Source organism: Pseudoteredinibacter isoporae (assembly GCF_040372805.1).
Taxonomy (GTDB): domain Bacteria; phylum Pseudomonadota; class Gammaproteobacteria; order Pseudomonadales; family Cellvibrionaceae; genus Pseudoteredinibacter; species Pseudoteredinibacter isoporae_A.
The window spans coordinates 70,198-84,033 of the sequence record NZ_BAABWJ010000014.1; the positions used below are offsets into that span (position 1 = coordinate 70,198).

The 13,836-nt window shown below is 51.4% G+C and carries 8 protein-coding genes; 3 read left to right on the forward strand and 5 right to left on the reverse strand.

Translation table 11 applies throughout. From position 1 onward, the window contains the following. Positions 1-24 precede the first annotated feature (24 nt). The 5 genes from holA to ABWW03_RS19500 form a co-directional block, all read right to left on the reverse strand. The gene (gene holA, locus ABWW03_RS19480; RefSeq protein ID WP_353411271.1) at positions 25-1,074 is read right to left on the reverse strand and encodes a DNA polymerase III subunit delta; all 1,050 of its coding nucleotides are present in this window, start codon (positions 1,072-1,074) and stop codon (positions 25-27) included. Positions 1,075-1,077: 3 nt separating this feature from the next. Then, entirely contained in the window at positions 1,078-1,593 is a 516-nt protein-coding gene (gene lptE / locus ABWW03_RS19485) for an LPS assembly lipoprotein LptE (protein WP_353411273.1), read from the reverse strand. A 21-nt stretch (positions 1,594-1,614) separates the two neighbouring features. Beyond that, positions 1,615-4,239: a leucine--tRNA ligase gene (gene leuS / locus ABWW03_RS19490; RefSeq protein ID WP_353411275.1), complete on the reverse strand. Its 2,625-nt coding sequence runs from the start codon at positions 4,237-4,239 to the stop codon at positions 1,615-1,617. A 107-nt stretch (positions 4,240-4,346) separates the two neighbouring features. Beyond that, positions 4,347-5,270: a lipid A biosynthesis lauroyl acyltransferase gene (locus ABWW03_RS19495; protein WP_353411277.1), complete on the reverse strand. Its 924-nt coding sequence runs from the start codon at positions 5,268-5,270 to the stop codon at positions 4,347-4,349. A gap of 156 nt (positions 5,271-5,426) precedes the next feature. Further along, positions 5,427-6,479: a methyltransferase domain-containing protein gene (locus ABWW03_RS19500; RefSeq protein WP_353411279.1), complete on the reverse strand. Its 1,053-nt coding sequence runs from the start codon at positions 6,477-6,479 to the stop codon at positions 5,427-5,429. A gap of 136 nt (positions 6,480-6,615) precedes the next feature. On the opposite strand from ABWW03_RS19500, the gene ABWW03_RS19505 reads away from it, so the two are divergent. The 3 genes from ABWW03_RS19505 to ABWW03_RS19515 all read left to right on the forward strand — a co-directional run. Beyond that, positions 6,616-7,749, forward strand: coding sequence for a MalY/PatB family protein (locus ABWW03_RS19505; protein WP_353411281.1), 1,134 nt, complete (start codon positions 6,616-6,618; stop codon positions 7,747-7,749). Between the two features lie 686 nt (positions 7,750-8,435). Then, the gene (locus ABWW03_RS19510; protein ID WP_353411283.1) at positions 8,436-9,809 is read left to right on the forward strand and encodes a retention module-containing protein; all 1,374 of its coding nucleotides are present in this window, start codon (positions 8,436-8,438) and stop codon (positions 9,807-9,809) included. 7 nt (positions 9,810-9,816) lie between these two features. Next, on the forward strand, positions 9,817-13,836 hold a 4,020-nt coding region (locus ABWW03_RS19515), incomplete at its 3' end, for an Ig-like domain-containing protein (protein ID WP_353411285.1).

Below are 13,836 nucleotides of genomic sequence, written 5' to 3' on the forward strand. Positions count from 1 at the left end.
AGGCTAAGTGCTATCGCTTGAATACTAGAGGCTGAGCGATAGACGTTGAAGAGCAGGGTGCAAACTGTTTTGCCCGCAAAGGCACAGACACAAGTCCATCAGTTCGCTCCAGGCGTCGGCTTTACGCATGCCTTTGGCGGCTTTATCAATGCCATTGGCTTTGCGGAGCAATAGTTCGAGTTGGGCTTTGTTGAGCCGTCGCAGTGCGGCGGAAACCAAAGGTTTGCGTTTGTCCCAAACCCCCGCATTTTTCGCAGCCCAGTCGAAGTTCTGGCCTTGATCCTGGGCGTGGGCAATCTGATTCAAACTGCGAATTTCGCGAGCCAGAGCCCACAGTACCGGAATGGCGTCGGTGCCTTCGCTTTTTAATCCCTGCAGTGTTCGGGTGCAAGCCTGGGCGTCTCCCATGAGGGCTTTGTCGGCCAGATCAAAAATGTCGTAGCGCGCACTGTTAGCAACTACGCTGTTCATGAGGTCGCTGCTGATGTGTTGATCATCGGCCAGCAGCTTGAGTTTTTCAACCTCCTGGGCAGCCGCTAGCAAATTCCCTTCCACTCGGGCGCAAAGAATTTCAATGGCTTGTGAGTCGGCACTGAGTTGGGCTTGTTGCAAACGTTGTTTGATCCAATGAGGAAGTTGTGCGGCTTTGATGGGCCAGATTTGTACGCAGTGGCCCAACTTTTCCAGTGCCTTGAACCACTTGCTGCGTTGCTGACTCTGATCGAGTTTGCCGCTGTGGATCAACAAAATGTTGTCCTCGTTGGCATTGTCGCAGAACTGAACCAGTGCTTTGCTGCCTTCAGTGCCTGGCTTTCCTCCGGGCATGTTGAGTTCGATGATTTTCTTTTCAGCGAACAGCGACATGGCGTTGGCACTGTCGAGCAGCAGATTCCAATCAAAACTGCGATCGACGTGCAAGACCTCACGTTCAGTAAAGCCTTGTTTGCGCGCGCTGGCCCTGACCTCATCTGCAAGCTCTTGCGCCAGCAGGGGCTCTTCTCCGCTGATGAGGTAAACCGGTTTCAGCTCTTTCTTGAGGCTGCTTTGTAATTGCTCGGCGCGCAGTTTTGCCATGTGTCAGTCTTCATTGTTCTGGCTGATCAAGGCCAGGCGGCGCAAAATCTGCTGCACAATTTCGCTTCGCATTTCCCGTCGCAGCTGACGCTCTTCCTGATCTTTACCCAAAGTGTTGTTGGGGTCGTATGCGTAGCTGCGAATGGTGCTGGCACGGGCGCCATCGACATAGGGCTTTTGGCTTTCTGCGGTTTTCAGCTGCGCGATTTGGTAGTCGACCTGCATGTTGAGTTCGTACTCGGCAGCCAAAATCTGACTGCCGACTGCGGCAGTGCGGCGATCAAAACGCATAGCTTGTAAGCTCAGATTGTAATCGGCGTCGGCGTTACTTTCGCTCAACGTGATGTCGTTACGGCGCAGCGCTTGTTTCAGGTCGCGGAGCAATTCGGCATCGGGGGAGCTGACATGCAAGGTGCCAATATCCTGCCCGAGCGCGACATGGCCGCGCAACTGCCAACCACAGGCGGACACCAGCAACAGCAGTCCAGTCATCAAGCTTACTTGCACAAGGCTTTTCATTGTCGTTATTCCTTTGAATGCTTATTTAACGGCGAAAGTGACCAGTTTGTTGGGGATCACTTTGCACATTTTGATTTCTTTGTCGGCCAAAAACTTCGCAACATTGGCATCTGCTTTGGCCGTTTCAATAATGCTGTTTTCATCAGCGTCTGCAGCGACGTTAATTTTGCTTCGTACCTTACCGTTTACCTGAACTACCAGCATGATGCTGGATTGCACCAGGGCATTTTCGTCTACGTTAGGCCAGCTTGCGTCAATAACATCGTCGCCGTTGCCCATTGCTGCCCACAGATGCTGAGAAATGTGAGGCGTAACTGGAGCCAGCAACAGAACAGCAGCTTCCAGGGCTTCGCGCTCGATCGCACGATGCTCAGCTGTTGAACGGTCGGCTTGGCGACCTACCTCATTCATCATTTCCATCACGGCGGCGATCGCGGTGTTGAAGGTTTGGCGGCGGCCGTAGTCATCGCTGACTTTTTTAATGGTGCTGTGAACTTTATGGCGCAGGGATTCTTGTTGCTCGTTTAAGCCACTGCTTGGAATCTCACCTATTTCACCGGCCTGCAAATGCGTGTACACGGTTTTCCAGAGGCGACGCAGGAATCGGCTGGCGCCTTCTACACCGGCGTCACTCCACTCCAGTGTTTGTTCTGGCGGTGCGGCAAACATGGTGAAAAGGCGGACGGTATCAGCACCGTATTGGTCCACTGCAGTTTGTGGATCGATACCGTTGTTTTTCGACTTGGACATCTTGGTCATGCCGCCGGCAACCAAGGCATCACCCGAGGGAGACGTGGCGGTAATCACTTTACCTTTGTCGTCTTTTTCCAATTCGACTTCGGCCGGGTTAAACCAGGTTTTACTGCCGTCGCTGTTCTGTTGGTAGAAGGAATCAGCGAGTACCATGCCCTGACACAACAGGCGTTTGAATGGTTCATCTGAATTGACCAAACCTTCGTCACGCATCAACTTGTGGAAAAAGCGAGCGTACAAAAGGTGAAGAATTGCGTGTTCAATACCGCCGACATATTGATCGACCGGCAGCCAATAGTCCGCCTTGGCCGGATCAAGCATGGCGTCTTCTAAATTGGCGCAGGTGTAACGAGCGTAGTACCAAGATGACTCCATAAAGGTGTCGAAGGTATCGGTCTCATGTTCAACCGCCTGGCCATTGTGCTCAGCTTTACGCCATTCCGGATCCGCTTTAATCGGGCTTTGTACACCGTCCATTTGTACATCTTCGGGCAGGAGTACCGGGAGTTTGTCCAGAGGCACAGGAATTTCGCCGCCTTCTGGCAAGTTGAACATCGGAATGGGGGCGCCCCAATAGCGCTGACGGGAGACTCCCCAATCGCGCAAGCGAAAGTTGGTTTTCAGGCTGCCTTTGTTGAGTTGAACCAATTTCTCGGCGGCGGCATCGAATGCGGCCTGAAATTCGAGACCGTCGAGCTCGCTGAAGTGTTCGCCGGAATTGATGGTTTTGCTGTCACCCTTGCGACCATACCATTCCTGCCAAACGCTGCTGTCGAAATCCGCATCATCAGCCAGTGTGCTGGCGATAACCTGTCGGATCGGTAGTTGGTAGCTATTGGCAAAGGCGAAATCGCGCTCGTCGTGAGCGGGTACGGCCATGACCGCACCTGATCCGTAATCCATCAAAACATAGTTCGCAACCCAAATGGCGACTTCTTCGCCACTGATCGGGTGGATAGCTTTCAGGCCGGTATCCAGGCCTTTTTTCTCCATGGTCGCCATATCGGCTTCGGCCACAGAGTTGCTTTTGCATTCCTGAATGAAGGACGCCAGTTTGTCGTTGTTTTCGGCCAGTGCCAAGCTGATCGGGTGCTCAGCAGCGATGCTTACATAGGTAACACCCATGATGGTGTCAGGGCGAGTGGTGTACACATCAATGTCGTTCAAACCAGCGATTTCATTCTGCAGGGCAAAGCTCATTTCTACACCGGTACTTTTGCCGATCCAGTTGCGTTGCATGGTTTTCACCTGCTCAGGCCAGTCGGGCAACTGATCCAGGCTGCTCAGCAGCTCCTCAGCGTAGTCGGTGATTTTGATGAACCACTGGGGGATTTCCTTGCGTTCTACCAGTGCACCGGAGCGCCAGCCACGACCGTCTACTACCTGCTCATTGGCCAATACGGTTTGATCGACTGGGTCCCAGTTAACCGTGGCCATTTTCTTGTATACCAGGCCTTTCTCATAGAGACGGGTGAAGAACCATTGTTCCCATTTGTAGTAGTCGTTGCGGCAGGTCGCCAATTCCCGACTCCAATCAAAGCCAAAGCCGAGGGATTTCAGTTGGCCCTTCATGTAATCGATATTGCTGTAGGTCCATTTGGCCGGCGCGGTCTTATTTTGAATGGCGGCGTTTTCCGCCGGCAGACCGAAGGCATCCCAACCCATCGGGTGAAGCACGTTCTTACCCTGCATGCGCTGGTAGCGGGAAATGACATCGGTAATGGTGTAGTTACGCACGTGACCCATATGCAGCTTGCCACTGGGGTAGGGAAACATCGCCAGGCAGTAAAATTTCTCTTTGTTTGGGTCTTCGCTTACTTCGAAGCTTTGCTTGGACTCCCAATGCTTTTGGGCGTGTTGTTCGATGTCTCGTGGGAGGTATTGCTCTTCCATATCTCTCTATCAACCGGGGTGGCAAAAAGGACAGATTATACTGCCCCAACGCCCCGGCTGTCAGGTGATTTTGGTTGTGCAATGGCCAAGTGGCCGGGCCCAGAAGCTTATTTTTTCTTATACAGGCAGGCTTCGCCTTCCGGGCGGGTCTTAAATCGACGGTGCATCCAGATATACTCGGTGGGGTGCTCACGCACATGGGCTTCGACCAGGGCATTAAAACGGACAATATCGGCTTCAACGTTATCACTGGGGAAGTTGTCGATGGGTTTGAGTTTGATCACATAACCATCCTTCGTGCGGTAACCGCAGCTGAAGACAACCTTGGCGTTGCTGGCTCGGGCCAGGGTACTTGGGGTTGTGACGGTGGCGGTTGGAATGCCAAAGAAGGGGGCAAAAATGCTGTTTTTTCGTCCGAGGTCGTGGTCTGCGGCAATCAGGCCGGTTTCACCATCGTTCAGGTGTTGGACAAACTGACTGACTCGCTTATTGGAAATCAGGGTTAGATTGTAGCGATTACGCCCTTTCTGGGCGACGTATTCCCAAAACGGGTTGTTATGAACCCGAAACAAAATTTTCATGTTGTGCATTAAAGCGAGCGGCCCATAGGTCATTTCCAGGCAAGCGTTGTGCATTCCCAGAAGCAGAATCGCCTGGCCAGGCTCGCGCTCGAGATGTTCAATGCCAATCACCTTGTGCAGTCTGCGTATACGCGAAAGGCTGCCAAACCAGATCAGGCCAGATTCCCACAGGGCCATGCCGCCACCGGCGAAGCTGTCTTTTGCGATTTGTTCACGTTCCTGTTCGGTTTTCTCCGGGAAGCACAATTCCAGATTGCGCAGAGTGATTCGGCGCCGACTCTTGGCGACGTTGTAGACCAATAAGCCCGTGCCGGTGCCCAGGGCGCGGATCGCGGCTAGGGGTAGGCGGCCCACTAGCCAGAGCAGGGCAAACCATAGCCATAGAGGCCAGAACTTAGGGTGCAGGTAATACCCGCGAAACTGATCGAGATTTTCGTGTCGACGTGACATGTTGGTGATACCAGCACTCGCAAAAGGCAGCGATGGTACCCTAGACGCCACCCATTGTGGAGTGGCGCGCCAGGAGAATGGGCCAAAACACCATGCGGCTTTGACCTTTGAGGGTGGGTGTTGTCGAAACTGTTAACTGAGTCTGATCTTGAGCCCCTAGCAACAACCGCCAGAGCTGCTCTCGTTGGCGGCGGCGACCAAGTCATAGGGCAAGCTGCTCCCACAACCTTCAAAAATGCCGAAATGCTGATCCCAGCTGCCATAGAACTCAAAGTATTGGGCAAAGCGGCTCTCATTTAGCATGCGGTAGCTGTTGCCACAAACCGGGAACAGGCGGCCTTTTTCAATGTGATGGTGCTTGTCCAGGGTGAACAGTTGTTCCTGGTCTTCAATGCCTCCCAAGTACTTTACGGCTTGGCCATAGTCTTCACAGGCGGGCTCCAAGCCATCAATTTTAAACAGGCGATAAGTGGCTGAATAAAACCCAATATGGCCGATGCGTTCGATCACTGAATCATTGTTCAGGCCCAAAGGGCGATCTTCAACCAGACGAGGGTCGGCAAAGCCACAGGTTTTGGCCAGGTTATGGAAATCATTCCAATACAGGGCACCACTCAGGCATTCGCCGTAGAGTTCCGGGTCTTGCCTGAGTGACTCCGGTACGCGACGGTCACTGTAGACATCTGAGAAGTACATTTCGCCCCCCTCTTTGAGCAGGCGATGGCAATGCTTTAGAACCGCTTCCTTGTCTTGGCAGAGATTGATCACACAGTTGGACACAATCAAATCAAAACTGCCGGGTTCCAGATCCAGCTCGTCCAGCTGTTCCAGATAACCTTTATGAAATTCCACGTTGGATTGTTCATAGCCGAAGGCTTCGGCGTGGTATTCGCGATGGCGGCGGGCAATCGCCAGCTGCTCGTCGGTCATGTCGACACCGACAATATAGCCGTCCTTGCCCACCATGGCAGAAAGTGTATAAACATCCATGCCGGAGCCAGAGCCCAGATCCAAAATTCGAAGGCCATTGATTTCCTGAGGAATAATCAAACCGCAGCCGTAGTAATGCCCGGAGACTTCTGGGTGAATCTTTTTCTGTATTTCCCGGATGTTTTGCGGGGGGGCTTCCAAAGTACAGCAAGCATCGGTTTTCAGATCTTCACTGCCAGCCAGAGTTTTTCCGTAATACTCTTTAACGTCTTCGCGCATTGGTGCATACCTTTCGCATTCTGCAATAATGGCAGGCACCATAGCTCTACTGCTTGCCCTGTGCAAGATGGTAGCCCTATGATTTATGTCATTCTTTACTCACAAAATTATCACTGGTATTGCTATAAGGCTCGAAATGACTTCTGTATTTGACACCCGGATTGAAAGAGACCCTAAATATTCCATGAAGTGGAAGCGTTATGCTGGTCAGGACATTATTCCTTGCTGGGTGGCGGATATGGAATTTGCGGCACCTGCTTCAGTGCAAGAAGCGTTGATGTCGCTTAACCAGCATGGTGTGTATGGTTATTTGAAACCGGAGGATTTCGCAGAGGGGCGTGAAGCCATTGTGGATTGGTTGGAATATCGCCACGGCAGTCGTATTCCTGAAGAGTGGATTGTCTGGATGCCTGGAGTCGTTCCTGGCTTCAATATGGCCTGTCGAGCTTTCACCGAAGCCGGGCAGAGTGTGATTGTTCAAACGCCCAACTACCCTCCCATTTTAAATGTTCACAAGCATCATCAACTGGACAGTCTGACGGTTCCCGTTGTCTATGGCGCAGACGGACCGGATCTGGACATCGAACAATTGGCACAGTATGCGGCGAATGAACGCTGCAATATGATGATTTTGTGTAACCCAATGAACCCGAATGGGAAGGTTCTTAGTTCAGAAAGCTTGCAGCGTATTGCGCGTATCTGTGAGAAGAATAATGTGGTCCTCGTAAGTGATGAAATCCACTGCGATTTGATTTTAGAACCCGGTGTTAAGCATACCCCGGCTTTCAGTCTGGAAGGTTTGCAAGAGCGTTCGGTCACGCTGATGTCGGCGGCCAAGACATTTAATATTGCGGGCTTGGGGGTGTCCTTTGGAATCATTCCCAATGCGGGATTACGCCGACGTTTTCTGCAAGCGTCCAATGGCCTGTCCCCATGGGCTAATGTTCCAGGCTTGCTGGCCACAGCGGCGGCTTTTAACGGTGGCCGCGATTGGCATGGTGAACTGCTCGACTATTTGCGCGCCAATCGGGATTTTCTGTTCCAAGCCATTGAATCGCTGCCTGGGTTGAGCATGGCCCATTCTGAGGCCACCTTTCTGGCTTGGTTGGATGCGCGAGGATTGGCCGTAGACAATCATCAGAAATGGTTTGAAGATCGTGGCGTTGGACCATCGCCCGGTGCGGATTTTGCTGCGCCAGGTTTCGCTCGTATTAATTTCGCGTGTCCTCGAGCTCAGCTGGAAAATATTGTTGAGCGATTGTCGGTCTAGACCGTGTTGCTTTTTTCTGATCAGCGGCGACTTTGAGTGAGGCGTCGCGATTCTTACTTTGTTCTGAGTAGTGAATAGGTTTCGCTACTGCTCTCCGTATTCCCCTCTGAAAAGTCTAGCTAAAAGTGCTAGTACATACTGTCAGGTTGGTTCTTTTGCCTTGTTCAAATCTCCCGTTTAGATTTTGCTTTGGTAGCTTTGTATGGTTTTCAGGCGAAGCTACTTGAACCAGTTTGGACACTTAATATGATTCGACTGCCAGTGTGATATATGTCTCATTTTCGCAGTCGGTTCAGGACGTCAAACAACATGGATTTTTTGCATCAGGCAACTGATGAGCAGAATGCTGCCTAGTCATTTTTCTATTGCAACGATGGACAGTTCTCATCAGCCCTTCCTGCGCTATTTCTCTTGTTGCTAATAGTTCAGCCTGTATTCATCGACTTACCGATTTTCAAATCGAAGACATTGCCCATTCGCACCGCTTGAATCGAACCTGTTCAACGTTGGAACTCGTTCTTTTGTAAATGCTGGCAAGGCCATGGTTGAGCGTCGATGTTAAGCGCAACGTTTCAATCGCCTTGTGCAGGGAAAACAGCGGCCTATTTAGCCGCTGTGCATGCTGTACCTTCTTTCTTTTTTTGGGGTGCAGAATCATTCGTTGTCGAAGTTTTCAGGAAGCCCCTATGGTTGACTTATCTGTTGGAATCAATGCCCAAAACCTTTCATCTGCAGGTGTGGTTGTCGCGATACAAGGAGTTGTCAACAACTTAAGTAATGGTGAGTCATTGCAACTTGGCATAGCCGTTCATCTTGGCGATTCATTGCAAACCGCTAATGACGCCAGTGTGGTGGTGCGTTTTATGACGGGAGGCGCTTTGGCTCTGGGGGCAAATCAATCGGCACTGATTGATGAAAGTCTTATCGAGCGACTTAAACAGGAAGACGACGAAGCCATTGATAACGAAAGCGGTATTGATTTCGAGGGGCTGGTAAATGCCATAGAGCGCGGTGAGAGTATTGAGAATCTTTTGCCAGCAACGGCTGCAGGTGATGAGGGGGCGGGAGGCAGTGCGCTCGCTAATGGTGTGCGCTTTGAGTTTACCGGTGGTCAGGTATTGCCTCAGGCTGGGTTTGCCTCTTCATTCACAGGATTGGCGGAAAGCGGATCAGGGAGAGATATAGACAACCCTTCGGATGAGCCCGGTATACCTGCACCGGGTGAGTTGGGGCGAATTTCTGTTGTGCAAGATAGTAATGGCGATGGTTTTATCAATGCTACCGAAAATGATGGGCTATTAACAGTCACTATCGAATTGCCTGACAACCTTCTCCCAGGGTCAACCATTGTTATGAATGGTGTGGTAGCCGGAGTTACCCAAGGCGATATTGATGCAGGAATTATTGCTGTCAATTTGCCTATGCCGGCGGACGGAGACACCATCGACATTGTTGCAACTCCGTTTAATCCGGCTGGCGTGTCGGGCAATTCGGTTAGCATCACCATCACCGTTGATATTTCTGGTCCGCTACTAACGGTTGATCCTTTGCCTCCAAGCAATGACACAACACCAACGATTAGTGGCACTGGTGAGCCAGGCAATGAGGTAACCGTCACGGATCCGGATGGAAATGTTTTAGGAACTACAACGGTAGCACCTGACGGTACGTGGGAGGTGACACCGACCTCACCGATTGCCGAGCCGGGTACTCAGATTACCGTGAGTACCGATGATCCGGCTGGTAACACGACCACCGTAACTGAAGATATCGTTGTTGACACAAGCCCTCCGGGGGGCGGTACAGAAAGACCAACGGTGACTGTCCCTGAAGCACAAGATGGTGTGAATCGAGAAGAGTTCGACGATGGCATTCAGGTTCAAGTCGATTTGCCATCGGGCAGTGAAACGGATGACGAAATTATAGTGTCTATTGCGTTGCCGAATGGTGAAACGGTTAGTGTCGTTTCGCCGGTAAATCCTGACGAAGGTTCTACCCAGGTCATTACCATTCCGGTTGATTTGTTGCCTTCCCCCCCCAGACGGCGATTACACCATTGAGGTTACGGTGGTCGACCCAGTGGGCAATGAAAGTTTGCCCAGTGAACCGGTTGACATTTCAGTGGACACCACCGCCCCGGGTGAAACCAGCCCCGGTGTACCCGGGCCGATTCCAGCACCGATTGTCACGATTCCAGAAGCCGTTGATTCGATTGACGAACAAGAGCTTGCAGACGGCGTGCAGGTCCAGGTTGTGTTGCCGACCGGGACAGAGGCTGGAGATACGGTTAGTGTTTCGGTCAGTTTGCCTGATGGTAGCACCGAAACGATAGATTACACGGTTCGTCCATCCGACGGTGCGTCGGTTGAAATCACGGTGCCTGCGAACATACTTCCGTCGCCGCCGGATGGTGATTATCAAGTCGAGGTAGTTGTGACCGATCAGGCGGGTAATGAGGGGGCGCTGAGTGATACCGTTCCTTTCACGGTTGCCACGGTAGATCTGACCCAGCCTCCCGCGCCACAGGTGTCGTTTGTGGAAGATACCAATAGTGATGGCTTTGTTAATTTCGATGAGTCAAGTGCAAATTCGGATGGCGAAATTGACATCATTGTTACTCTGGAACCGGACACGCCACTTGGTAGCACTTTGCGAGTTACGATCAACGGAAATGAAACCACAATTCCAGTCACAGCGGCACTGTTATCGCAAGGGCAAACCACTCTAACCGTTTCCCAGCCCGATGATGGTGGTGCATTGAGTGTCATGGCTACCGTGACCAGCCCAAGTGGTGTCGATAGCCCCGATGCCGAAGGCAGCCTTCTGATTGACGTGACTGACTTTCCAGGTGCGAACCCGCCTTTGTCGGTGGAACTGGCCACGGATAGGAATGATGATGGCCGTATCACGTCAACTGAAATTCTTTCCTCCAATCAGCGTGACACCGTTGACCTTGTTATTCATTTGCCGCCGGGCAGCCGAGCTGGTGACAAACTGATCGTTTCCGCCACAGGGCAAACACCTCAAGAAATTATTATTTCAGACAGCGATATCAATGCTGGGCAAGTTGAGCTGGTTGTCGACGCATTAGACCATGGTCAAACGTTAGACGTGAGCGCTCAGATTTTCGATCCGGCGGGGAATCAGAGCGATGAAGCTCATGATTCGGCAACTATGGATTTGCAGCCGGTGGGTGCTCCGCTTATTGTTTTTGTTGATGACAGCAGTGGCAATGGTGAAATTAACAATGATGAAGTGTCCGGAAAACCCGAATTAACGGTTGATATTATTCTGCCTCAGGATGTCGAAGTTGGTGATAACGTTATCGTTGTGGTTGATGGTGTTGAGAGTACAATTCCCGTCACACAACAGATCGTCGATGATCAAAAAACTACAATAAGGGTGCCGACGCCTGACGATGGCGAAACGGTTAACGTAAAGGCGAAAGTTGAAGATGCCTCGGGTGAACAAAGCCCTGAAGAAGAAAAAGAAATTACCGCAAAAACACCAGATCTAAACACTGGCTTGTCTGTCATTGTCGAGGAAGATCGTGATGATGATGGCGTGTTGACTGAGGCCGAATTGGCGGGCGCAGACACGGTTACGGTTGAGGTCAGTTTGCCGGTGGGTGCCAGAGAAGGCGATACCGTGATCTTGACCGTCGATGGCAGCCCTCAAAGCATGACGCTCAGTAGTAGCGACGTTCAAAATGGCGTTGTTGAATTTGATGTCCCTGCACCAGCACCGAATCAAACCATAGACTTTTCGACCGAAATTCATGATAACTCCGGTAACAGTTCTGACCCCGTGGGCGATACCGTTCGCATGGAAGTTGTGCCTGTTGCGGGCGCGCCGTCTGTTCGATTTGTTGACGATGTAAATGGCGATGGCTACCTGAATGCGGATGAAGCGAGTGGACTCAGCGAACTGAGTCTCGACATTACTTTGCCGTCCGGCTTATCAATCGGCGATGTGTTAGTGCATCAGGTTGATGGTGGTGCTGAGATTAGTACGCCATTGACTCAAGCCGACATTGATACAGGCACGGTCAGTGTAACCACTCCAATCCCAACCAATGGAGATAGTGTGAACATTACCGCCCATGTTGAGCAATCAGGTGTGGCGGGGCCGAGTGATGAAGCCTCAATAGTCGTTGATACGTCTGATTTGTCGAGTGGTTTGGCTGTCACGATCGTTGATGACAGTAATGATGACGGGGTGTTAGCTGAGAGCGAGACGCAGAGTAACCTGACTGTTCGAATAGCGTTGCCTGTTACTGCGATGAATGGCGATACCTTAATTCTCAGCGATAACAATGGGGCTCCCCGAATTGTCATTTTGGATGATACGCAGATAGCCGCCGGAGAGGTGTTGATCGAATATCCTGTCCCGGTTGACGGCAGCGTATTTGAAGTTACTGCAATGCTCAGTGATGTGGCTGGAAATTCCTCCCCCGAAGTGAGTGATTCCGTTGAAGTGGATACCAGTGGTTTGTCAGCTCCACAAATTCGCATCGTCGATGACAATGATCCGAACGATGGGACATTGAATGATGCTGAGCTGAATGGCAAGAATGACATCACCGTTGAAGTGAGTTTGCCTATCGGTACTGAGGTGGGTGATACCCTCGTGTATCAAATTGATGGTGGCCCTGAACAAACGCGGGCGATCACTCCAGGGGAAATTGATGCGGGCGTTGCTGTTGTTGAATTGCCAGTACCTTCTGATGGTGACACTGTTGAGTTTGAGGCATCCATTACGGATTCTGCTGGAAATCCTGGAGAGAAGAACAATCTTGATGTGGCGGTGGATACCAGTGATTTAAATACGGGGCTGTCTCTCAGCATTCTGGAAGATGCCAACAATGATGGGGTTATCAGTGTTCAAGAACAAAACGGTGCTATTGATATTCGCGTCGATCTCCCTGTTGATGCTCAGCCTGGCGATAGTTTGCGAGTTGAAGCCTCCGCAAATACACCCACACTAATTACTTTGACGGCTGAAAATATCGCGGACGGCTACGTTGATCTTGCCCTGAACTCGGTGAGCCAAGGCAATGACTTTGTTGTGTCTGCACGCCTAAGTGATGCAGCTGGAAATGTGTCAGCTCCCGTATCCACCAGTGCTCACGTAGAAGGACAAACTCAGGCTAAGCCCGGTATTCGTATCGTTGAAGATGCCAATGGCGATGGAAAAATTGTCGCGAGTGAAATTCAAGGCCAAGTAGATGTCGAAGTGACGCTGCCGGCGGGCACGCAAGCTGGTGATACTGTTGTACTCGAAGCGAGTAATGGTGAAGAGTTTTCACAACCGGTGTCGCAAGCAGATCTGGATCAAGGTTCGATAAATTTTGAGGTCAGCCCTGTTGCTGATGGTGAAAGCTTAATTCTTGATGCGTATATCGAAGACGCGAATGGTAATGCGGGGGAAGCTGCAAGCGATACGGTTGAATTTGCAACGTCGGCCAGCATGGTGCCAGTGATCACAGGTGTTGTTGATGATGTTGACCCCGTGTCAGGAACTCTTACGAGCGGAGAGACAAGCAATGACAAACTACCCGTACTGGAGGGGGTAGGAGAAAACGGCGATACCATAAATATTTTTCAGGACGGAACGCTCATTGGTAAAACCATTGTTCAACCTGATGGGGGCTGGCAATACAATGTTCCAGAGCTCACTGACGGTACGTTTGTTTTTACGAGCAGCAGCACAGATGAAAATGGTAACGAAAGTGAATTGAGCGCACCGTTCGAATTTACTTTAGACACTAACAGCCCAGATGTTGTAGAAAGCTTTGTTGGGTTTGACGATGTGGGCCGGGTGACCGGTCCAATCAATAACGGCGACACCATCGACGACGCTGCGCCCACCTTCAGTGGTGAAGTGGCCGCCAGTGAAGCGGATGATGGCTCCACAGTGACGCTGATCGTTCGCGATGAGAACGACAATGTTGTGCAGACGATTGAGAACATTCCCCTGACGGCAGGCGCCAATGCGGGTGACCCGGCGACCTGGGAAGCGACACCGGAACCGGCCTTAACGAATGGCAATTACCGTGTCTCAGCCGAGGTGGTGGACCCCGCTGGC

Coding starts and splice junctions, on each gene's coding strand:
- holA (WP_353411271.1), bottom strand. CDS start 1,074: ATGGCAAAACTGCGCGCCGAGCAATTACAAAGCAGCCTCAAGAAAGAG.
- lptE (WP_353411273.1), bottom strand. CDS start 1,593: ATGAAAAGCCTTGTGCAAGTAAGCTTGATGACTGGACTGCTGTTGCTG.
- leuS (WP_353411275.1), bottom strand. CDS start 4,239: ATGGAAGAGCAATACCTCCCACGAGACATCGAACAACACGCCCAAAAG.
- ABWW03_RS19495 (WP_353411277.1), bottom strand. CDS start 5,270: ATGTCACGTCGACACGAAAATCTCGATCAGTTTCGCGGGTATTACCTG.
- ABWW03_RS19500 (WP_353411279.1), bottom strand. CDS start 6,479: ATGCGCGAAGACGTTAAAGAGTATTACGGAAAAACTCTGGCTGGCAGT.
- ABWW03_RS19505 (WP_353411281.1), top strand. CDS start 6,616: ATGACTTCTGTATTTGACACCCGGATTGAAAGAGACCCTAAATATTCC.
- ABWW03_RS19510 (WP_353411283.1), top strand. CDS start 8,436: ATGGTTGACTTATCTGTTGGAATCAATGCCCAAAACCTTTCATCTGCA.